Raw genomic sequence first — 1,915 nt, forward strand, 5'->3', positions numbered from 1 at the left:
GTTAAATGTGATGGGTTCCACGGTATTCGGCTGTTGCCATACCGTGGAACCTTTCAAGTGATTTCTTTGGAATTAGCTTAAATGTATAGCAGACGGAATAATGAATTTAACACATTATACCTGTTGTTCGCATTTTTTATTTGTACAATTATAAAGCGCTTTCATGATCAATGCTAGAATTCGCTCTTTGCTTGCGAGTAACTAGGCTTGAAGAACACCACAAAGAAAGAGGGAGAATGAATATGAAAAGAAATGGAAAAAACTTATTAACTATGGGCTTGGTGCTATTGATGATGACAATTGCTACCATTGTTTCTCCACCGAATTCTATTTCTGCGGCTGAGCAAGATCCAGGAAATCAACTTAATGTATATCCTATTCCGGCGCAAGGGACTGCACCAAGCTATTCAGCTTTTACAGCAGAGGTAAAAACTCCAGGGGGAACTTATCAGGAATTATTTACACATTTGGCAAGAATGTTTAATGGTGATTCGGGTGATCCAGGTAATAGCAATATGCCTACAGGTTTTGTAATGTTTGACTCTGCAGGTACAGTGGAAATGAAGGTTACGTATCATGGCGATGGTCCATTAACATCAGCAAAGGTTTGGCCTCAGGCATACGGAATAGAGCCGACAATTGTTGGAAATGTGATCACGTTTTCAGTGACCGGAGATAAAAACATCGTACTTGAGGTAAATGATAATATCTATAGTGCGCTGCATATATTTGCAAATCCTATCGACACGAACATTCCGTCAAAGGGTGATGCGAACGTCATGTACTTTGGCCCTGGAGTTCATGAGTATTCGGACAATCCGGCAAGTCCAAATTATGGAATAATAAAGAGGCAGAAAATACGCGCTCACACAAACGGCAGCTACATGGCTGAGATGGATTATATAGATGTACCGAGTGGAACAACAGTCTATTTAGCGCCAGGTGCAATAGTCAAGGCGCAGATTAGAACCAATCCGTATTTGAATGAGCCTAATTGGGATAAGAGTCCTATTAAAAAGGATATTACCATTAGAGGACGAGGCATACTTGAGATGTCTAAGTGGAGCGGTGATTTTACGGATGCTGCTAGAGCTAAGAACCCCGAAATGCCGGGTATTGTCGCATTCTATTCGGAAAATGTCAAAATTGAGGGATTAGTTGTCGTCAATCCTGAAAGGCAGTCCGTCAATGTAATCGGCAGTTCAAATGTAGAAATAGACAATATTAAAGGCTTCACCAGTATGCATGAAGGTGACGGTATTGTGCTTGTAATGGACAATAAGAATGTGACAGTGAAGAATAGTTTTGTTAGAACTTCTGACGATGCTCTTGTGACTGGCGCTAATAGTAGTAACATCTTATGGGAGAATAACGTGGTTGCTAGCATGAGAGTGCATAGTCTTATGGTTAACGCTGGTAATCTTACAGGCTATACAGCTAAAAATATCTACATTATTAACTCTAATGCATATCCTGGCATAAGAGGTACTATTGGAGTTTATTCCGCTAACGGCTTAACAGATAATGTGCTCTTCGAGAATATTGAAATAGAACGTACCAGATACGGGAGTATGTTGGAAGTATATCCCTATCAGATCTGGAATCATGCAACTGGAAGTATAAGTAATATTACGTTCAAGAATATTAATTATGCCTCCAATCCATATGATTTCGGGTCGCAGGTAGGCGGGGTAAGTGCGACTGAATTTGTGAAAAATGTACATTTTGAAAATGTAAAAGTTGACGGGAAGCTTGTTACAGATAGCGCAAGTGGAAACTTGTCTATAGGTAGTTATGTTGAAAACGTTACATTTAATGGAGTACCATACACGGGAGACCTTACGCTGCCGACGAGTATTGTCCCTGCGTACTCCGACAGTAAGTATTATCAAATCTATAATCGCAAGCAGACAGG

General features: G+C 40.2%; 1 protein-coding gene. It reads left to right on the plus strand.

Annotated elements, in window-relative coordinates; genetic code table 11:
• Positions 1–242: 242 nt before the first annotated feature.
• The coding region (locus AC1DWN_RS33080) for a glycosyl hydrolase family 28 protein (RefSeq protein ID WP_477563075.1) at positions 243–1,915 on the plus strand (1,673 nt) is incomplete at its 3' end.

The organism is Paenibacillus sp. P4_A7 (assembly GCF_056402455.1).